18 protein-coding genes are annotated in these 19,362 nt (G+C 61.3%); 9 read left to right on the top strand and 9 right to left on the bottom strand.

Annotation, left to right across the window (positions count from 1 at the left end; genetic code table 11):
* Positions 1-13 precede the first annotated feature (13 nt).
* Entirely contained in the window at positions 14-2,311 is a 2,298-nt protein-coding gene (locus ACK4HL_RS11380; RefSeq protein ID WP_409760309.1) for a BTAD domain-containing putative transcriptional regulator, read from the bottom strand.
* 129 nt (positions 2,312-2,440) lie between these two features.
* Here ACK4HL_RS11380 and ACK4HL_RS11375 point away from each other — a divergent pair, with 129 nt between their 5' ends.
* Together ACK4HL_RS11375 and ACK4HL_RS11370 are read left to right on the top strand one after the other, a co-directional pair.
* Positions 2,441-2,713, top strand: a complete 273-nt coding sequence (locus ACK4HL_RS11375; protein ID WP_409760306.1) for a DUF4242 domain-containing protein — start codon at positions 2,441-2,443, stop codon at positions 2,711-2,713.
* A gap of 6 nt (positions 2,714-2,719) precedes the next feature.
* Positions 2,720-3,385: a peroxiredoxin-like family protein gene (locus ACK4HL_RS11370; protein ID WP_409760303.1), complete on the top strand. Its 666-nt coding sequence runs from the start codon at positions 2,720-2,722 to the stop codon at positions 3,383-3,385.
* Positions 3,386-3,523: 138 nt separating this feature from the next.
* Here the strand turns inward: ACK4HL_RS11370 and ACK4HL_RS11365 are convergent, their stop codons facing one another.
* Together ACK4HL_RS11365 and ACK4HL_RS11360 are read right to left on the bottom strand one after the other, a co-directional pair.
* Positions 3,524-3,979: a lipocalin-like domain-containing protein gene (locus tag ACK4HL_RS11365; protein ID WP_409760300.1), complete on the bottom strand. Its 456-nt coding sequence runs from the start codon at positions 3,977-3,979 to the stop codon at positions 3,524-3,526.
* Positions 3,980-4,496: 517 nt separating this feature from the next.
* Positions 4,497-4,901, bottom strand: coding sequence for a GFA family protein (locus ACK4HL_RS11360; RefSeq protein WP_409760297.1), 405 nt, complete (start codon positions 4,899-4,901; stop codon positions 4,497-4,499).
* A 312-nt stretch (positions 4,902-5,213) separates the two neighbouring features.
* Between ACK4HL_RS11360 and ACK4HL_RS11355 the strand changes: the two genes are divergently transcribed.
* The 4 genes from ACK4HL_RS11355 (at position 5,214) to ACK4HL_RS11340 (ending at position 7,580) form a co-directional block, all read left to right on the top strand.
* Entirely contained in the window at positions 5,214-5,735 is a 522-nt protein-coding gene (locus tag ACK4HL_RS11355; protein WP_409760360.1) for a tyrosine-type recombinase/integrase, read from the top strand.
* 162 nt (positions 5,736-5,897) lie between these two features.
* A complete protein-coding gene (locus ACK4HL_RS11350; protein ID WP_409760295.1) occupies positions 5,898-6,161 on the top strand; it encodes a hypothetical protein in 264 nt (87 codons plus the stop codon).
* A complete protein-coding gene (locus tag ACK4HL_RS11345; protein ID WP_409760292.1) occupies positions 6,152-6,424 on the top strand; it encodes a hypothetical protein in 273 nt (90 codons plus the stop codon). Before ACK4HL_RS11350 ends, ACK4HL_RS11345 begins: the two co-directional genes overlap by 10 nt.
* Before the next feature lie 745 nt (positions 6,425-7,169).
* Positions 7,170-7,580 (top strand): hypothetical protein, encoded by a 411-nt coding sequence (locus ACK4HL_RS11340; RefSeq protein WP_409760289.1) that lies wholly within the window; start codon positions 7,170-7,172, stop codon positions 7,578-7,580.
* Between the two features lie 429 nt (positions 7,581-8,009).
* On the opposite strand, the gene ACK4HL_RS11335 is transcribed toward ACK4HL_RS11340, so the two are convergent.
* Genes ACK4HL_RS11335 through ACK4HL_RS11325 form a run of 3 tightly spaced genes read right to left on the bottom strand, consistent with a single transcriptional unit; the run spans position 8,010 to position 10,859 of the window.
* Positions 8,010-8,717 (bottom strand): DUF5681 domain-containing protein, encoded by a 708-nt coding sequence (locus ACK4HL_RS11335; RefSeq protein ID WP_409760286.1) that lies wholly within the window; start codon positions 8,715-8,717, stop codon positions 8,010-8,012.
* Positions 8,704-10,170: a site-specific DNA-methyltransferase gene (locus ACK4HL_RS11330; protein ID WP_409760283.1), complete on the bottom strand. Its 1,467-nt coding sequence runs from the start codon at positions 10,168-10,170 to the stop codon at positions 8,704-8,706. Before ACK4HL_RS11330 ends, ACK4HL_RS11335 begins: the two co-directional genes overlap by 14 nt.
* Before the next feature lie 11 nt (positions 10,171-10,181).
* Positions 10,182-10,859 carry a hypothetical protein gene (locus ACK4HL_RS11325; protein WP_409760280.1) on the bottom strand — a complete coding sequence of 226 codons (678 nt, stop codon included), beginning with the start codon at positions 10,857-10,859 and terminating at the stop codon, positions 10,182-10,184.
* A gap of 456 nt (positions 10,860-11,315) precedes the next feature.
* Here ACK4HL_RS11325 and ACK4HL_RS11320 point away from each other — a divergent pair, with 456 nt between their 5' ends.
* On the top strand, positions 11,316-13,352 hold the full coding sequence (locus tag ACK4HL_RS11320; RefSeq protein WP_409760277.1) for an adenylate/guanylate cyclase domain-containing protein: 2,037 nt from the start codon (positions 11,316-11,318) through the stop codon (positions 13,350-13,352).
* An 84-nt stretch (positions 13,353-13,436) separates the two neighbouring features.
* On the opposite strand, the gene ACK4HL_RS11315 is transcribed toward ACK4HL_RS11320, so the two are convergent.
* Complete coding sequence (locus tag ACK4HL_RS11315; RefSeq protein WP_409760274.1) at positions 13,437-14,012, bottom strand: hypothetical protein; 576 nt, start codon at positions 14,010-14,012, stop codon at positions 13,437-13,439.
* 65 nt (positions 14,013-14,077) lie between these two features.
* On the bottom strand, positions 14,078-14,557 hold the full coding sequence (locus ACK4HL_RS11310) for a hypothetical protein (protein WP_409760271.1): 480 nt from the start codon (positions 14,555-14,557) through the stop codon (positions 14,078-14,080).
* A gap of 201 nt (positions 14,558-14,758) precedes the next feature.
* Between ACK4HL_RS11310 and ACK4HL_RS11305 the strand changes: the two genes are divergently transcribed.
* A complete protein-coding gene (locus ACK4HL_RS11305; RefSeq protein WP_409760268.1) occupies positions 14,759-15,706 on the top strand; it encodes a 3-hydroxyacyl-CoA dehydrogenase in 948 nt (315 codons plus the stop codon).
* Positions 15,707-16,043: 337 nt separating this feature from the next.
* On the opposite strand, the gene katG is transcribed toward ACK4HL_RS11305, so the two are convergent.
* Positions 16,044-18,206: a catalase/peroxidase HPI gene (gene katG, locus ACK4HL_RS11300; RefSeq protein WP_409760265.1), complete on the bottom strand. Its 2,163-nt coding sequence runs from the start codon at positions 18,204-18,206 to the stop codon at positions 16,044-16,046.
* A gap of 151 nt (positions 18,207-18,357) precedes the next feature.
* Between katG and ACK4HL_RS11295 the strand changes: the two genes are divergently transcribed.
* Positions 18,358-19,245 carry a hydrogen peroxide-inducible genes activator gene (locus ACK4HL_RS11295; RefSeq protein ID WP_409760262.1) on the top strand — a complete coding sequence of 296 codons (888 nt, stop codon included), beginning with the start codon at positions 18,358-18,360 and terminating at the stop codon, positions 19,243-19,245.
* Positions 19,246-19,362: the final 117 nt, after the last annotated feature.

Raw genomic sequence — 19,362 nt, 5'->3', positions numbered from 1 at the left:
TCGTCTCCGACCTCTATTTAAGACCTGCTGCATTGAGCATTGTACGCAGCCTCTCCTTGCCCTGCGGATAACAATAATACTCCGTTGCGAGTAACTGCTCCGCGGAAAGGCCGGGGGCGATGGCAAGGGCCTTTCGAATCGTATGCTTTGCAGCCTCGCCCAGCCCTGCACCCACCTGGCTGGCGGCGAGATAGGCCAGCGCCCGGGGGCGGGGTGAGGCAAGATGGGTCAGTGACCGGACCGCCTCGTCATAATCCTGCATCGTGTAGAGGACGACGCCGTGATCCTCCAGGCACCATGCGGGCAGGAAGGGATCGAGGCTCATGGCACGGTCGATGAGCGCGAGCCCGCGCTGCGGTTCGCCGCTGAAGGCCCAGTAGACCGCTGAGGTCGCCAGGAGATAGGCATCGCTCGGATTGATGTAGATCGCCCGTTCCATGTGCCGCAGGGCCTGGGCGCTGTCGCCCCGGTACATGTGGAGGGCCCCGGCAATGCGGTGTATTTCCGCATCCTCCTCATCGATGGACAGGGCCTCCTGAATCTGCCGCATACCTGGGTCGATGAGGTAAGCAGGGTTATACCAGCTCACCGCGCAAAGCCGCCACGCCATCGCCCGGGCAAAGCGGGGATCGATGGCGATCGCCTGCGAGAAGCAGTCAAAGGCATCCTTGGCATTCTCCGGGAGGATGCCCGACCGGCGGTGTGCCGCAAGCCCCCGAAGATACCATTCGAGTGCACTGCCGCTCTGTGAGGGAACTTGCTCGGCGCGCTTCATCTCCGCAGTTTGAGTCTTGTGGAAGATCGCCGTCGCAAGCTGGTCCGCAAGTTCGCCCTGATCGAAAACGGCCCCCGGGAATACGCCGTCGAACCTGTGGCTGAAGACCAGGTGATTGACGCGAAGGTCGATGAGGTTGAGGTGGATGACAAGCCGCTCACTATCTTGCACGACGTGGCCGTCCACAAGGTAATTGACGCCGAGAAGCGCGCGCCCCCGGTCGTGAGGATAGGAAAGGGTGCGGAACGACTGGCCTGCCGAGGGAGCGGCGACGGTGAGCCCCCGGAACCGCGACAGGCGGTGGATGATCTCTTCCGCGATCGTCTCGCCAAGCCTGTAGGGGTCATCTCTCGGCGCGCGGTTCACCAGGGGCAGAACCGCCACGGAGAATTCAGGCACCCGGGAAGCCATCGGAGGCTCGATCACCGTCGGCAGGACGAGAAGCCGGTGGTGATCGATCTCGGAGACAAGCCGGTAGGCAAGCCTTCCATCCGAAAGCAGCCTGCAATCGTCGAACCGGAAGGGTGAGCGTTGCTGGAAATGTTCGAGGACTGCCGAAGATACGGTGATTTCGCCCCGCGGCGTCCTATCGAAGATCATTTCCGCCTCGGCGTCCGAGGAGGCCGAACCGTCACTGGCCGACAGCACCGCCATCTTCAGGGACGCTCCCGTTCCGGCTTCGCGTTGCCGTTCCAGCGCGTACACAAGGGCTTCGGTCGCATTTCCGAAGGCGCGGTGCTGTCTCTCGCCGCCTGCCGTTGAGGATACGACGAGAGCCGGGCCGGCCGGCGGGAATTGCCGGGCAGGGGCACCCGTGCCGCCGGGGGAAGCGCTGCGGCGATCGCTGCGGATGCGTGCGGCCAATGCACGCGTTGCGGCATGCGGCTCGATCTGCAGATCGCGCCACAGGATGGTGCGGCAAGCGTCGTACTGCTTCAAAGCTTCGTCTGATCGGCCCTGCGCCGCTAAAGCCTCGATTAGCTTGCGGTGCGCGGTTTCCTTCAGTGGGTCTAAGCCCACTGCGATTGCTAGGGCTTCCACTGCTTCCCCAGGGTCTCCGCCAGCTGAGGCCTGTTCGGCCCGCCTGAGGAGATGCTCGACGAGCCGGGAGCGGATTGTCGCGCGTTGTGCGGCCAGCCAGCTGTCGAACTCGGGCGCCTGAACTTCGAGACCCTCGAGAAAGGCGGGCATCTTCGCGACATCTGCCGCGGCGATGGCGGCGGGGTCGGCGAGAAGCGAACGTGCGTCAACCTCCACATCGGCGCTGAGCACGACCTTGTCGAAGGGCACCAGGATCGGGTCTGCCCCGGCGGCCTGGAAGAGCTTGCGGAGCTGGCTAAGGGTCTGCCGCAGGTTGGCACGGGCTTGTTCTTCGCCGCTGTCGGCCCAAAGGAGGGAAGCAAGATGGCTGCGCGAAATGTGTTCGCCGGCGCGCATGGCCAAATAGGCGAGCAGCGCCATCGCCTTTCTTGAGGGATGCTCCAGCCGCTTGCCGTTCGCGACGACTGCCGGCGCCCCGATAAGCTGAATACGCATCGACCGCCCTCCCTCACCTGCGTGAAATTACGTTTCTATCACGCTGCCGTCCACAGGCCCGAGACGGACCCTCCGCTTGAATGCCCTCATTGACCCGGCCACTCCAGAAAGTTGAAAGGGAGACCAGAAATGAAACGCTTCGTCATCGAGCGTCAGATTCCGCAGGTGGGCACCTTTGACAAGGAACAACTGCGGGACGCCGCCACCGTCTCGAACCGCGCATTGGCGCAACTCGCCCCGCGGGTCCAGTGGGAACACTCCTATGTCGCAGCGGACAAGACGTTTTGCGTCTACCTGGCAGAGGACGAGGCTGCGGTGCGCGAGCATGCCCAGCTCAGCGGCTTTCCGGCCAACGTCATCACGGAAATCCGCGGCACGATCGATCCCACGACTGGCCGGTGAACGACAATGGACAACCCATGGACACCCGCCAGCGCCGCCGAACAGGCCTGGCTCCGCCACTGGATTGCCGGTCCGCAACGCACCCGGTGGACTGAACTGCCGCCGCAGATCGGCGACAAGGCGCCGGCGCTCGATCTCACCGACGAGAACGGAGACACCTCCAGTCTCAGCGCGGCATGGCGCAACGGCCCCGCCGTGCTCGTCTTCCTCCGTCACTTTGGATGCGGCTGCGCTTGGGAACGGGCGCAGCGCCTCGCAGGGGAACTCGACGCGCTGACGGCGGCGGGTGCAACCGTACTGGCGATCGGGCAAGGGGACCCTGCTCGAACACGCTCATTCAAGGAGCGGACCGGCCTCCGCTGCGCCATCTTGTCCGATGAGGACCGCCGTGGATATCAGGCATTCGGGCTGCTCGATGCTCGCCCCGCGCAGGCAGTCTACGGCATGGGGGTGGCATTTCTGCGCCGTGATCTCAAAGCCGCGACGGATTTCATCAAGTCGCGGCAAGGCTCGGGCCGGGAGCCGGTCGACAGCCCGTGGCAGCTTCCCGGTGAGTTCGTGATCGATGATCGTGGGGTCATCACGCTCGCATATCGCTCACAATACTGTGCCGACTACGCCAACCCGGACGTTCTGGTGGCAGCAATTGCCGAAGCAAAGCTCAGGCTTTGACTTGAAGCATGTCTTAGGGTTCAAGGAGGATCACAACAGCAGAGGAAGGAGCATACGGCTACCAGAACCAGCGCGGACATGGCTGACACTTCGCTCATGAGCTATTGCCAACTACGACAGTGGGCTGGCGCCGGAAGCTTAACAAGCCATTATGCTAATTACGTTCGTCACGTTGCCAGAGCAAATGGCTCGAATTTGCCTGCCGCCAAAGCTAACACTGGGTTTGTTGCTGACAAAGGGCGCGGTTGTAATCTCGAGGCGATTGCCATTGAGCTTGTAGAACCCGACGAGCTCAGTTCCAACCGCAGCCGGGTCCGCAGACACGTCCACCTTGGTCACAAGACGGTTGCCCTCTATACAATATTGGCCTGTGTAGGCGATGAGGGAACCGAATGCAGCAATCTGGTCAAACTCCGTCTCGACTGGCTTTCGATCGGAAGCCGTCAGGACTGCAAAAAGCCGACCGTCCGACGTGAAATGGATGTAGCCCGGTGGGTTGTCGCCAAACTGCTGAAGCATTCCACCGCTCTCGACGACCTCAATGTTCCAACTCAAGAGACGCCAGGTCCCGACGAGTTCTGCAGTTGCCACCATGAACCACCGTGCCTTTCTCAGCTCTTTCTCGTCACGGGCGCGAGGTAGGTAACGATGCCTTCAATGACCTTAAGGCTCTCATCGAATACAAGCGTCTCAGCAACGTGAACGCCGCGGTGATTGTTTTACACGATGGAAATCGCGTCCGCGCCGACACCGATGTGTTCGACTTCGAAGCGCAAACCTTCGCCAGCTCCAGCGCCTTGTGCCAGTATGCCCGAAGCTCTCCGGTTCCAGAGACGTACGAGCGTTTAGTCCCTAGCACGATCGGAATACGGGGAGAGCGAAACACGACATTGGGCGCGTCGTGCGAGAGCAATGAGTCAAGATCTCTCGCGTTCCAACTGGCCGCCCACTCATGAGCGTAGCGCTCTGCCCATGCTCGCTCGATCACTTTGGTCTGCCCAGACTGGTTAACCCAAAGTCAGCGCTTAACACATCGAGTGCCCCCATAATGCGGTCTGCCAATCGAGCGGTCGAACTCCTGCGGATTCTTCCGCGTGAAGTGCTACCGCTGTCACTCCGACTCGTGACTTTCAATCTCGGCGACGTGATCGACCCATGCAAGGGCAGAGCGACGCCAGTACTGTCGCCGCGGAACAAGTTCGCCAACCTGACGCAGCGTACCGGCGCGAAGGCCGAAAAACCCCGGCCCGCCCCCGGCCGGCGCAGAGTAGATTGCAGTGCCGCATGTCGGGCAAAATGCCAGATCCCGTTTGTTGCCACTCTCGGCAGTCTTCACAAAAGTCGTAAGGGTGCCCGACAAAAGGTGAAAGGTTCCCGGCAAGGCCGGCACGACAATCCGAAAAGCGGAACTGGAAATCTTCTGGCAATCCTTACAGTGGCACAGCTCAACCGTGTCAGGATCGATTTCTGCCTCGAACCTCACATTGCCGCAGAAACAGGTGCCGTCGACTTTCACAGGTAGAATATAGCAGCCAATGGCTCGGTTGGAAAGTAACCATCCGACGGAGTCATTCTTGCTCCGTCACGTCCATTGCCGATGTACGCGCATTTACCTGAGGCAATTCGCAGCGACCGGCTCGGTCGAGGTCAAGGATATCCGCGCCTAATCGTCGTTTACCGGATCAGGAACTTGGTTTAAAATGGTCTGTATACAGACGAAACGGACCAGTGACCATGGCTCACCGAACCCGGGCCGACCCGCTGGACAGACCGGACCGGCCCCGATCCTGAGGCCCGACGAGATCAAGCGGGTCCTCAGGTTCCTTAAATCGCGGCCCAGATTCTCCGCCAGGGCCGAAGCCGCCTTCACCTGTCGTTCTACCTGGGGCTCCGCGCCAAGGAGATCGCCTCCCTTTGGTGGGGTGACCTGTTCGACGACGGCGGACGGGTCCGGGACGTCCTTCACCTGAAGGCCGCCTACGCTAAGGGATCGAAGACCCGCGACGTGTTCCTGTCCTCGCCGAGGCTCCGGCAGGTCCTCGCCCAGTTCGCCGAGCGATACCCCGACGGATGGAGCCCGGACGCGTCCCTGTTCCGCAGCCAGAAGGGCGGGCACCTGACCGCCGCCTCCATGGCCCGCTTCCTCAAGCAGCTCTACGTCGAGGCCGGAATCCCCAGGGCCAGCTCTCACTCCGGCAGGCGGACCTTCATCACCGCGCTCGCGGAGCGCGGGATCGACCTCAAGTCCATCTCGGTCCTCGCCGGGCACTCGAACATCCGGACGACGGCCATGTACGTGGACAACAACCCGCTGAGGCTGGCCAGGATCCTCGAGGATGTGTCGTGGTGAGGTTTCCGGGATTTCCCTGGGATCGCCATGGCCGACCCGAAATGGGCACCACGGGGCATCTGGAGGGCACGGACGGACCACTGTGCCTTGCGCAGATTTTTCCTTCCGATCCGCCGGTCCGGCTCGTCCGTCGCAATAGATACCCCGAAGGACGGTCAAAGCGTGACGATCACATCGAAGAGGGAGAATCGGGAATCGCTGGCGAGGTTCGCCGGAGAGCACTTCGCGAGGTTCCACATCACGGTCGAACTTCCGCCCGGCCGAACGCGGAGCGAGCTCGAGCACCACATCCGGGAATTCTACATCCGGGTGAACCGCGTCTTCCTCGGCCGTAACTGGTACATGCCCGAGAACGGACCCGACCGGATGCAGGCACGGTCTCATTCGAGGAGGCCGCTGGAGGCTGGCATGCCCACATGCTCGTGAAGCCGCCCGCCGGAGCGGAGCCCGAGCAGTTTTCCGAGGCTGCTTCCCACGTGTGGACGGAGCAACCAACGCCGTCCTCAGTCTATCGTGGCACACCCGTGACCGGCCGGTCCGGCAAGATCCACATCCAAACCGTGACCGATACGCCAAGCGACAGACTTCGGGTCGCCCGCTACGACTTCAAGCGGGTCACCTTCACTCCCGGTGATGGATTGTCATGGAACTTCATCGACCAGATGGCCGCGCTGCGTCGCAGCCGTTAGGTCGCCCCAACATTAGTCTGGGACGCCATGCGACCAGATGGGGAACAGTCGACCGGTGAGTCGGCGCAAGCACTCGGTTGAGCTCCATGAGGTTCACCCGATTGACTGGGTACTAACCAAATCCCAACCCGAACAGTTCATCTGAAAGACGGCCAGAAAGTTCGGATTGGATTGCTGGAGATAGTCCGAACTTGCTCCCAACTGCTTCCGCCCTGCTTCCACAACGGGTCGCGGGAATCCAGCCGGTTGACGACGAGATCTCTAAATCACTGATATTTCCGGGAGGTTTTGGAGCGGGCGACGCGAATCGAACGCGCGACCCTAACCTTGGCAAGGTTGTGGACGGCTACCAATGACAAAGCTTCCCATGGTCTAAATTCTAGAAATCGTAGCAAGTCTAATTGTCAATTAAACAATTAATTTTATTGGCAGCCACGACAGGATTCGAACATATGACCTCAGTTTCCGAAACAGAAGGTGCGGTCTTACACTGTGGGCGAGCCTACATGGGAATTCCGGCTGCCCTTAAACACTGAAGCCGGACCTGATGACGAGAATACGAAGCAGTGCTGTTAAATGCGTGAGGCTCACGCTGTGGGGGTAAAGACAAGATGAAGATGCTGTCGTTCGGGGAGATTGGGCCAGTCGGGGCGGCTGACTGATGCGATCGGGCCTCGGTGATAGCCGACTCGCATGATCTTCTGGTCCTGGTTCATGATGGCTGAGCGTGCATCCAACTTCCCGCATGGCTGCGGGAACTCCGCCCTCGGGGAAAACCGTCCGATTCACATCAACCCATTTCGGCAATACGCTTGGACGAAGCAAATCCAACGCGCTGCCAAGGCAGCAGCCGCACTTAATTGCAGCTTACCGTGTTACCGAGGCGTTGCAGGCCGCCATCAAACTTGTACCCACCTCCGATGGGAGTCGAGGGCTTTCCGTTGCTGATCTGAACCTTGCACTTGCTGCTGGCGCAATTCAGGTCCTCATAACCCCCTGGGGATATCACTTTGTCCTGAAATGGAATGGCGTAAACGATATCAGCCGTGTTGTAAGTTCTTACTCGAATCTTCTTATTGGTGCAGTTGATCAGACCAAGCTTGCCCACTTTGATCATGGCCTGTTCGAGGGTGGTTCCGCCTGGAAGCGTCTGTAAAGTTTCGCTCTGGTCAGAGGGGGTGGCGAGTTCGTTCGTGAGGCCGGTGTCCCCCGACGGAGTGGGGGATTGGAGGAGCTTGTTCGCCGCGTCGGCAGGGGAAACCTCGCCCTGGCTGCTAAAAACGGACTGAGCTGAAGCATTCACAACAGTTGCTTCTATTAGCACGATAACCGCAATTGTAGTCCGCGCACAGGCCCTGAGAATGCGAAAATGACATGATGCCGGCTGCACGAACAATTTCATCGCTCTTCTCCAGTGCCTGATCTACCTACAGATGAACCAGTCAAAACAAAGCTGTCAATCCCAAATTACGCTGTTGTTGAATGCCTTCAGTTTGACGAGCTGGCTTCGCCCCGCCTGGCGGCCGGGGCACTGATTAACGAAGAACCACCGCATTGCCTTTTGGCCCAGGCTGGGTTCAACGTCTTAGGTCTCCAGGAACTCTGCAAGACGCCCTAGCTCCCAGGTGATGCGGTCGATCAAAGACATGATCATCTCTTTCCGGGCCCTGCTGCGCGTTGACGCGAGCATCTCTTGGAGATCCCGGAGCTGCTCCGTCAGTTCAGCGTGCCTGCATTTCACCTCCTCAAAGAGCGCTTTTTCCCTCTCGTCGAGCGGCCCCTTGATACTGACCTCACCGGTCCGCGGATTGAGGATGATGTCGTCAGGATGGGGGAGGGGATCGGGTGCAACGATCCCCTCGCGCTTGCGGCGCGCAATCTCCACTTCCATGCCGAGCTTGTATTCGAGGGCAGCTGCAAAGTGCTGTAGTCTTAACTCTGCATTCTTGCTCTCGATGGCCGACACCAGGGAAATGGCAGTGTTGAAGGCCTTCGTGTCCCCCTTCGCCGCGCTCATGAGGTGGGTCCGAAGTGAGGCCTGTATGGCCGGCAGGCGGATCGTCTTGTCGCCCTCCCGGACCCGTATGGGTCGGTAGGCCTCCTTGAGGATGAGTTCCTTCAGCTTCTCAAGGCTGTTCGGGTCGGAGCTCTGCCTTCGTCTGCCGGATGGGTTGCCCGACTGACCAGGCTTGAAGCGGTATTCCTGGGGTGGCCGTCCGTAACCGACCGCGTAACTCTTCCCCGGGTCAGGTCCGCCGGATGGCGGAGTTTTCTTGCCGTCAGACTGGCTCATTGGTTTCGTCCTCGAGGTCTCCGTTGAAGAACTGTCCCTCGTCCTGCGAGTGCTGCGAGTCGAGCGACGTTGCCGCCGATTTTTCACGGTGCGTGTGCGCCAGCTCTTCGAAACTCTGTCCCGTGTTGATCTCAATCGCCGCTTCACCGGTGCGTTCGCGCCAGCGCCTGAGCGTCACGTCCACATAGCGGTGGTCGAGTTCCATGAGTCGAGCCCTCCGGCCAGTTTCATGGGCTGCGAGCAGCGTCGTGCCAGACCCTCCGAACGGATCAACCACAAGGTCGCCCCGATTCGACAGGTCGAGGATTGCGTCAGCCACCATCGCGAGCGGCTTGACCGTCGGATGATCTGCGAGGGCCCTGTCGCGTCCCTTACCGAAACTGTTCACGCCCGGGTAGGTCCAGATGTTGGAGCGATATCTGCCGTGCTTACCCAAGAGGATGTTGTTCGTGTGCGGCGCCTCGCCGACCTTCCACAGTACGATCAACTCATGGCGCGAGCGGTACAAAGAACCTTGGCCAGCATTTTCCTTCGCCCAGACGATCAGATTGAGGGGGCCCCTCCCGTATGCAGCACGACCAGCCGAGAGTATCTCCTCAAGATGTCGCCAATCCATGCAAACGAGGTGAAGAGCTCCGGGCTCGCTGTTAGCGACTGCGTGGGACATGAAGGTCCCGAGAAAATCAGTGAAGGAGGCTTCGTCCAGCTCGCCTGAGGCCATGAGGAATTCCTCATGCTGAACCCTTCCCTTGCCGCGAATGTGGCCTTGTACTTTGACGTTGTATGGTGGGTCCGTGAACATCAATCGTGCCTTTTCCCCGTCAAGTAGGGCAGCGTAGCTTGCAGCGTTGAGAGCATCACCGCAGAAGATGCGGTGTGGTCCGAGTTGCCAGAGGTCTCCTGACCGCGACACCGGAACATCGGGCAGAGCCGGAACTGGATCCTCGTCGTCCACTCCCGGCAGGATCAGCAATCGATCGATCTCGGCCGTCTCGAAGCCGGTGTCGATGATCTCGATCTCAGGAGCATCGATGATCAGGCCTGCGAGCTCGTTGCGGAGCTTGGCTTCATCCCACTTCGCATCTTCGGCGAGCCGGTTGAGCGCGAGGCGGAGGGCTCGGATTTGGGGTTCCTTGAGATGGCTGATTTCTGCCACCGGGATTTCCGGCAGCTGAAGTCGCTTCGCAGCCGCAACGAGCGCATGGCCGGCGATGATCACCGACCCCGGATCTACAAGAACAGGGGCGACAAAACCAAAGCTCTCGATGCTCCTTGCCAGTTTGCGGATCTGGCGGCGGGAGTGGCGCCGTGAATGCCCCTCGTAGTCCTTGAGGTCTCCGGGAGGCCGCCAGGTAATCTCCAACGGCACATGGGCGGGATTGCGGTTGTGATTGGGGCCATATGAAACATTTCTCAACGTTTCAATCAGGCCAGCGGAGGACTTCCTCTTCATATCATTCCTCTTCAGGAAGCAGGCCGGCGGCCGCGGGTGATGACCGGAGCCTGGGTCAGCCAGTGCCAGATTGCCCAGGCGCGGTTGGTAAGTTCAATGCAAATGAGCGGCCGCGGCGCCAGCGAGAGCTCGGCAATCGCGGAGATCAGCTGATCGCTGTTCCTGCAAAGCCGATGCTCTACCGTGCCGTCTTGGTCGGCCAAATTGCCGGTGACCACCACGAAAGAGAGATGGCTGCGTGCAACCGCGAACCGGCCGCGCTGGAGATCTCGGCGCCAGCTGCCCTCGTCCCGGGTGCCCCGCAGTGCTGCCGGTGAGTGCGCGACGATCCACTGGTACTGCCGGGCGAGGTCATTCCCGAGATCCCGGATGAGGCGCACGACTCGAGACTGGGTGAGACCGCTATCCAGGAGGAGGAGGCCGAGGAGTAGCTGGAAGGCTGTCTCCTCTGTGAAGCGGACCACTGTGCCCTTGCCCGGCAGGTCCCCCTCCAGGAAGGCATGTCGCTGGTGCGAGGGCTCCAGGGACATGGCGCGATCTTTGTCGAGCAGGCGCTGCAGTTTAAGAGTGATTTCGCGCTCAAAAGTCGAAGAGGGCGCCGGCGTGATTGCTCGAGAGATAGCCCATGCAAGTTGGTTGCGCTGAAAATCCATAAAAGCATTAATAAATGCTTCAAAAAGATCCGTCAACCAGAGTTTCTACCGAAGCCTCGACCGAGTTACACAAACGGCTCGCCCGCCATAGCCATGCGGCCACAGTATCCAGCTTACCGAGTTTGCGTACGCCGGCGCCGCACGGCGCATCGATCGGTACCCTGCACTCCGACTTCGGACTCGCTGATCCGACGGCAGAATTCGCTGCTCGGGAATTGCGGTAACCATCTCTAAGTACTTGAAGAAAAATGGCTTCTGCCGCTGAAGGTCAGGCTGCTTCTGCAGAATTCCATAGAATTCGCTGCAGAATTCGCTGTTCGCAGGGAGTTTTTCGCAGAGACGAGTTAGCGGTGGACTGTGTCCACCACCATTTTTTCCTCTGATTCACGACAGTGACGATCAATTTTTCGGCTTGAGCCGGACGTATCCGCGGCTGCGGCGGGGTGACCGGTCGCCGTCGAACCTCCTCGGACTCCAACTCCTTCCCCCGTCATGGCCTTTCCTGAGATTCGTGGTAGTCTGCCGAAGCCTCCGGGGGAGCGTGTGGTAAAGGACTCTCGCAAGCTAGCTGCTATCCTTGTTGCCGATGTGGCCGGTTACAGCCGCCTGGCCGGTAAACACATGCTGCTTGGCATGCCGCTGACCGTTGCCGACGTGGTCGGTTACAGTCGCCTTGCCGGAGACGAGGAAGACCAGGCCCTGGCGCGGTTGCAAACCCTCCGCAGCGAGCTGATCGATCCCGCGGTCGCCGCACATCACGGCCGCGTCGTCAACCGCACCGGGGACCGGGCGATCATCGAATTCGGCAGTGTTGGGGACGCGGTCCGATGCGCGATCGATATCCAGAAAGGCATGATCAAGCGCAATGCCGGCCTGCCCGAGGATCGCCGGATTGAGTTCCGGATCGGCATCCACCTCGGGGACATGGTGCAGGACGCGGACGGCGACATCATGGGCGAAGGCGTCAATATTGCCGCACGACTGGAAGGTATCTCGGCGCCGGGAGCAATTTGCCTCTCGGAGGATGCGTACCGCCACGTGAAGGGGAGGCTCGAAGTCGCCGTCACCGACCTCGGCCCGACCCGCCTCAAGAATGTCGCGGAACCCCTCCACGCCTATTCCCTGGACGTCGGCAAGCCGCTGCAAACCAGTCAAGCACCATTCAAGTCGCCGAAGGAAGCGAAGAAGCCCGCTGCACGGGCGCTCCCCGCAGCAGCAATCGTGACACTGCTCGGGACCGGGGTTATGATCTCTTGGTATTTTCTTGCCAGAGAACAACCGACAAGCCCGGCGATGGAGAAACAACAAACCGCAGAGACGAATGCTTCCACAACCGAGGCTAGTCGACTCTCCCTTGTGGTGCTGCCGTTCACCAATCTCTCCAACGACCCCAGCCAGGATTATTTCGCCGACGGAATCACCGAAAATCTGACCACCGACCTGTCGCGCATCCCGAGGAGCTTCGTGATCGCGCGCAATACGGCCTTCACCTTCAAGGGCAAGAACACCGACGTCAAGCAGATCGGCAAGGAGCTTGGCGTGCGCTATGTGCTGGAAGGTTCAGTGCAGCGCCACCAGAACCGCGTGCGCGTGAACGCGCAGTTGATCGACGCAACGACCGGAGCTCATATCTGGGCTGATCGCTTCGAAGAAGACGTGGCCGACCTCTTCAAGCTGCAGGACGAGGTGGTGGCGCGACTGGCCAACAGCCTTGGCTATGAACTGATCAAGGCGGAGGCCAACAGCCGCGCCGGATCAAAGAATCCGGACACGATCGATCTGGAGCTGCGTGGCCGAGCGCTGTTCCTGACGCGGTTCCAGCAAGGGGCCGACTACAAGGATATCACTCAGCAAGCGCGAGCCCTGTTCGACCAGGCACTGGCCGCGGATCCGGACAATCCCGATGCTCTGGCTGGTTCCGCCTTCACCTATTATGTGGACTACTATTACGGCTGGAAGCTCGGTTCCACTGATTACGAGGCCAAGATCCTCGGCCAGGCTGACCGGGCAATCTCCCTCGATCCCAACAACATGCAGGCCTATTATGTAAAGAATTTTTACTTGAATGGAACGCAGCGGGCCAAGGATGGACTTCGCGCGGCCGACCAGGGGCTGGCCATCGATCCGAACTATGCCGCTCTCTACAATGCGCGCGGCTATTCCAAGATCATCCTGGGCCGGTTCGAAGAGGCGAAGGCGGATATTCTCAAGGCGATGGAGCTCAGTCCGCGCGATCCGCAGATGGGGTTGTGGCGCACGAACCTTGCCGATGCCGAGATGGGACTCGGCAACTACGACGAAGCCATACAACAGCTGCAGAGTGCAATCGATTCGGGCTTCCGCACAAGCTATCCGTATCGGGAGCTTGCGGCAGCTTATGCGCTGGTCGGCAAGACTGAAGAGGCGAAGACTGCCTTGGGCGAGGCGCTGAAGTTCACTCCCAATCTATCGATCCAATCCGTGAAACGGACGAACCCGGTGCCGGCTGTATTGGAAGGCCTGCGCAAGGCAGGACTGAAGGAGGAGTAGGGAGCGCCCTGCGCGGCAGTTTGCCCTGGCTTCCAGTTCCTTGCAGGGCATGAACTGCAAAATCTGCCATCGGAACCATTTGCATCACGCCTTCCGGGCCATGGCAGCCGACGCGCTGGCAGTCAGCGCGGTCGCCAGTGACTCGGCATCGCTGGAAAGCTTCCTGAGGGTGTCGCGGACTGATCGCATGATTCGAATGGCGAGGGTTGGGTCCATCTCGGGGACCTGGTCCTGAACCTGGGTGTTGAAGCCCTTGAACTGCCCGTAGACACTTGACATCTTGAACGACAAATCAGGGCTCAGCAGCCCGATGCGATCCACATGGCTATCGAACACAGGTGTTGCGAAGCGGAAAGCAATTCGCGGTTGGGTCTTTCGCCCGGCACCCGAACCTGAGAGCTCCTCTGCAATGGCAATCTGGGCGCTGAGAACATTGAGGGCGCTTTCGATCGCACCCTGCAGCGAGGACAGTTCACCGAGGACTGCATTCAAGAAGGACGTGAGTTCGTCCCGCTTCTGCTGAAGGCGCTGCATCTCGGCCATCGCCATCAACTTGCGTTGCGAATAGATGACGCCTCCAAAGCCCAGGAAAGCCGCCACGAGCGTCATGATCGCACCAATCAGCCCCTGGTATCGTTCGACAAATTCCAGAAATTGCATAATGCCCTTCCTGGCGCCAATTGAGACTCCTGGCGCCAGTCATGCCTGGCCGCCGTGAATGCGCGTCACTTGTCCGTGCGCTCGATGATCAGCTCATAGGTGACGTCGAACGTGCCTGCCGTCGCCGCCGGCACGACACGCCCGCCGACCTGCGCAATCCGTCCCTTTGCCTGCGAGAAATCGCCACTGCGCCCGGCCTCCAGGATGGCGCCGGCTCCATGGAAGCCGTTCTGGTCCCATGAGCCCGTGGAGTTGAACCGGAACGTCCCCTTGGTACACGCCACGCTGGCCTCGAGCTCGAAGATGCCCCAGCTTCCGTTGTCACGCGGAAAGAGGTTTTCCACGATGCTCGCCGTGCACCCGTCGAGTTCGCCGCCCGCAGGCGTCACATCCCATGTCATGGCGACCCCGCCCTCCGGTTGACTGGCTGCCGGCTTCTGGATACCGGTGTTGAAAGCAACCTTGGATCGAGAAATCTCCGCCGTCGCGGGTGCGGCCGCAGCGAGCATGACGATCAGACCCGCAGTCAATGAATAGATATGCATGCCAAGATCTCCCCCCATTGATGTGGCTTTGCCGACACCTGCCGGATGATCGGCTTAGTTGTTGTGACAACTTACCACAAGGGTCGGTTGCTCACAAGCTTGGGTCTCCCCCGGCCTTACCCAGAGAGCGTCGGTCATTGCTTTTCGCGGCAGCAAGAACGAGAGCTAGGATCGACATAGCGAACATAGTGGGAAGAGAGCATGACAAGGACGGCCATCATCGGAAGCGGCTTCATCGGACGGGCCTGGGCGATCAGTTTCGCCCGCGCGGGCCATGAGGTGAGACTCTGGGATCATGACCCGCAGGCGCCGGATGATGCCCGCGCTTACATTGCTACCGTGCTGGATGATCTCCAGCGCAACGACCTCCTGAACGGTCATGCGCCCGCCGATGTGCTGGCGCGGATCCACCCCGAAAGCGATCTCCAAGCGGCGCTGGATGGGGCCGTCCATGTTCAGGAGAACACGCCGGAGAAGCTGGACGTCAAGATCGAAGTCTTCATCATGCTCGATCGTGCGGCCCCTCCCGATGCGGTGATCGCCAGTTCCACCTCTGCCATTCTGCCGTCACTCTTCACCGAAGGCCTCGCGGGGCGTCACCGCTGCCTTGTCATCCACCCGATCAATCCGCCCTACCTGATCCCGGCGGCCGAGGTCGTTCCCGCACCCTGGACAGCGCCGGAAACGGTGGAGCGCGCGCGCAACTTTCTCCTCGCCGCGGGCCACGCGCCGCTGGTGATGAAAAAGGAACTCGACGGCTTCATCATGAACCGCATGCAAGGGGCGCTGCTCGAGGAGGCGTTCCGGCTCGTGGCCGATGGCTACGCGACGGTCGAGGATGTCGATACCGGCATCCGCGACGGGCTGGCACTGCGCTGGTCCTTCATGGGTCCCTTCGAAACGATCGATCTCAACGCGCCCGGCGGCATTCGCGACTATTGCGAACGCTACCAGTCAATCTACTCGCGGCTTTTCCCGCAGATGCAGCGCCGCGTCGACTGGTCAGGGCCGGTGATGGACGAAATCGAAACCGCACGAAGCAAGCGCCTGCCGCGCGAGAAGTTGCGGGAGAGGCTGGTCTGGCGCGACCGTCGCCTGATGGCGCTCGCCGCTCACAAGCGCAAGTCCACAAGTGAGATCGGAGACTAGCGTCACCAGACACGCTCCGGAGCACGAAGGAATTTCCGTCTAGACTTCGGGAAGCCTGGCCATGCGCCATCCCTCGAGCAGGCGATTGAATATGCGTGGCGACCTGCGTGCCGGGTGACTGCGCTCCATGAGTGAAATCGAGGCTTGGGGCTGGGCTTTGAGGAGCGAGTCTACCGAAGCCCGTGTCGTGTTCCTGTCGTCTGCCGGGGCGGCAAAGGTTGCATGCGATGGGCGTGACATTGCCGCCCGGATACGCGCCGCTGGATGCCAACGAGCCTCGCAAGAAGAAAGCCCCCGCAGGCGTACGGCATGCGGGGGCCATTGGAGTCCGTCCGCGTCAGAAGCGGTCGGCGTTCATGACCTTGGTCCAGGCGGCGACGAAGTCCTTCACGAACTTCTCCTTGTTGTCATCCTGGGCATAGACCTCGGCATAGGCGCGCAGGACCGAGTTCGATCCGAACACCAGGTCGACGCGGGTGGCGACATACTTGCTGGTGGCCGACTTGCGTTCGACCAACTCATACAGGTTGGAGCCCTTCGGCACCCACTTGTAAGCCATGTCGGTGAGGGTGACGAAGAAATCCGTGGTCAATGCACCCGGGCGGTCGGTGAAGACGCCGTGCTTGTAGCCGCCATGGTTGGCGCCGATGACGCGCAGGCCACCCACGAGGACCGTCATCTCCGGAGCGGTGAGACCCATGAGCTGGGCCCGGTCGAGCAGCAGCTCTTCCGGCGCCACAGCATAGTCCTTCTTGAGCCAGTTGCGGAAGCCGTCGGCGACGGGCTCCAGCGGCGCAAAGGAGTTGACGTCGGTCTGCTCCGCCGTGGCATCGCCGCGGCCAGGCGTGAAAGGCACCTCCAGCGGGAAGCCTGCGGCCTTCGCCGCCTGCTCCACGCCGTAGTTGCCGGCGAGCACGATCACGTCTGCGATGCTGGCGCCGGTTGCGGCCGCGATCGGCTCGAGCTTCGCCAGGACGCGGGCCAGGCGCGCGGGCTCATTGCCTTCCCAGTCCTTCTGCGGGGCGAGACGGATGCGGGCGCCGTTGGCGCCGCCGCGCATGTCCGACTGGCGGAAGGTGCGGGCACTGTCCCAGGCGGTGGCGACGAGTTCGGCGGTGGAAAGACCCGCCGCCGCGATCTTCGCCTTCACCGCCGCGACGTCGTAGGAGGTGCTGCCCGCCGGAACCGGATCCTGCCAGATCAGGTCTTCGGCCGGGACCTCCGGACCGATGTAGCGAGACTTCGGTCCCATGTCGCGGTGGGTGAGCTTGAACCAGGCGCGCGCGAAGACATCCGAGAAATAGGCCGGGTCCTTGTGGAACCGCTCGGAAATCTTGCGGTAGGCCGGGTCCATCTTCATGGCCATGTCCGCGTCCGTCATGATCGGGTTGTGGCGGATCGACGGGTCCTCGACGTCCTGGGGCTTGTCTTCCTCGCGGATATTGACCGGCTCCCACTGCCACGCGCCCGCGGGAGACTTCCTCAGTTCCCACTCATAGCCGAGGAGCAGGTCGAAATAGCCGTTGTCCCAGCGGGTCGGATGTGTCGTCCAGGCGCCTTCGATGCCGGAGGTGACGGTGTCACGGCCGACGCCGCGGGACTCGTTGTTCATCCATCCGAGGCCCTGTTCGGCGATGTCGGCGCCTTCGGGGCTCGGCCCCAGGACCTCGGCTCGGCCATTGCCGTGGGTCTTGCCCACGGTGTGGCCGCCCGCCGTCAGCGCCACGGTTTCCTCGTCATTCATCGCCATGCGGGCGAAGGTCTCGCGCACCTGGGCGGCCGTCTTCAGCGGGTCGGGCTGGCCGTTCACCCCCTGCGGGTTCACGTAGATGAGGCCCATCTGCACCGCCGCGAGGGGGTTTTCCATCGTCGAGGGGTCCTCGAGATTCCCGTAGCGGCTGTCGCTCGGCGCCAGCCATTCCTTCTCGGCGCCCCAGTAGATGTCCTTTTCCGGGTGCCAGATGTCCTCGCGGCCGAAGGAGAAGCCGAAGGTCTTGAGACCCATGGTCTCGTAAGCCACGTTGCCCGCAAGGATCATCAGGTCGGCCCAGCTGAGCCGGTTTCCATATTTCTTCTTGATTGGCCACAGCAGGCGCCGGGCCTTGTCGAGATTGGCGTTGTCCGGCCAGCTGTTCAGGGGCGCGAAGCGCTGGCTTCCCGTGCCGCCGCCGCCCCGGCCGTCCGCGATGCGGTAGGTTCCCGCCGAATGCCAGGCCATGCGGATCATCAGTCCCCCGTAGTGACCCCAGTCCGCCGGCCACCACTCCTGGCTGTCCGTCATCAGCCTGGCGAGGTCTGCCTTGAGCGCCTTCACGTCGAGCTTCTTCACCTCTTCGCGGTAATTGAAACCCTTCAGCGGATTGGTCTTGGTGTCGTGCTGATGCAGGATGTCGAGATTCAGCGACTTCGGCCACCACTCCACGACCGAGCTTCCGCTCATGGTGTTGGCGCCGTGCATGACCGGGCACCTGCCGGCCGAGCTGTTGTTGGACTTGTCCATCTCACCCTCTGAAATGACGAATTGATGTTTGGCTGGTCAGCTGCCCTGCCGCGCTCGTTCCTCGCAACTGATACCGGCCGTGGGGTTGAAATACCCCCGGAGCGCGATAAAGAGAAGTTTCCTTTTTTTATCGCTCCCATAAGGGAAAGCTATGAACGCTCTCACCCTCCGGCACATCCGTTACTTCGAGGCGCTGTCCCAGCATGGTCATTTCGGCCGCGCCGCCGAGGCCTGCGGTATCTCCCAGCCCGCACTCTCGATCCAGATGAAGGAGCTGGAAGACATCGTCGGGAGTCCGCTGCTGGAGAGAAGTGCCCGCCAGGTGCGGCTCACCGGGGTTGGCGAAGTCTTTCTTCTGCGCGCCAGGGACATATTGCGTGCTGTCGATGAACTGGCCTCGCTTGCGCGCACTGCCAGCGAGGAACTGACCGGCCGGGTCAGGGTGGGCCTGATCCCCACGGTGGCCCCCTACCTCTTGCCGCGGGTCATCCGAGCCTTGGCGGCGCGGTTTCCGGACCTCGATTTGCGGGTCCGGGAAGCGGTGACGCAGAAGCTGGTGAACGACCTCGGCGAAGGCCGCCTCGACATGGCGATCGTCGCGCTGCCGACCTCGGAACCCTCGCTTGTGGAACACCCGCTCTTCACCGAGGAGTTCGTCCTCGTTCGGCCTCTTGCCGATGCCGGCAAGCCCGTGCCACGGCCGGACCTCCTGCGGGAGATGCGGCTCCTCCTGCTCGAGGAGGGGCATTGCTTCCGCGACCAGGCGCTTTCCTTCTGCAAGATGTCGCCACCTGGTCCGCGTGACCTGATGGAGGCGAGTTCCCTCTCCACGCTGGTTCAGATGGTCGGGGCAGGGGTCGGCATCACGCTGATCCCTCAGATGGCGATCGAGACCGAGACGCGCGTTGCCGCGGTTTCAGTCGCACCGCTCGAGGAGCCGCGTCCGTCACGCACGATCGGGCTCGTGTGGCGCAGGACGAACCCCTTGGGAAAACAGTTCAAGACGCTGCTCGATGTCCTGAAGGAGGCAATCTCCTGAGATGCCAGCACCACTCCACTGGACGTGGGGGGGGGGGAAAGAGGGGGGAAGGACCCCCGCAGGGAAGGGCACGCCGTGTCAGGGGCCCCCAGAGTCTTTTCTTTCTTTTCTTCTTTT

The organism is Aestuariivirga sp., from assembly GCF_046294715.1.
GTDB lineage: Bacteria > Pseudomonadota > Alphaproteobacteria > Rhizobiales > Aestuariivirgaceae > Aestuariivirga.
Note: the sequence above shows the minus strand (reverse complement) of the source record. Positions and strands in the feature narration are given on the sequence as shown.